This window comes from Pseudomonas sp. F1_0610 (genome assembly GCF_047470865.1).
GTDB lineage: Bacteria > Pseudomonadota > Gammaproteobacteria > Pseudomonadales > Pseudomonadaceae > JAZDRH01.
On record NZ_JAZDRH010000090.1, the window covers coordinates 1 to 384 of the forward strand.

General features: G+C 28.4%; 1 protein-coding gene. It reads left to right on the forward strand.

From position 1 onward, the window contains the following. Nucleotides 1-68: 68 nt before the first annotated feature. Nucleotides 69-384 (forward strand): hypothetical protein (locus tag VQ643_RS16345; protein WP_414201582.1); only part of this gene is annotated, 316 nt, incomplete at its 3' end.

Here is a 384-nt window from a genome sequence, read left to right on the forward strand (position 1 = left end):
CTAGAGATATATCTAGTATAAACTTAGGTTTAAAGTTTTAGGCGATTTATCTAGTGGAGAATAGATACATGAAGGTTTTTAAATGGTCAACTATTTTAACTCTTTTCTTGTTAGTAGGCTGTTCTTTTATGATAAAGCCAACAATATGGTATGAGTCTGAAGTTTATCATATGAAAAGATTTAAAGTCGGCATAGAAAATCTTAAGAGATGTATAGTTTCTGAGGTTATTCCAGCTGAGGCGCAGGACAATTTTACTACTTTAAAAACAGATAATGAGGAACTTAAACGTAAAGTATATGAGAGTGATGTTTATAAAGATTATATTAATCGTCAGAATAAAATAATGTATCAGGATGATAAAAAAATTATTATAGGAGATATAT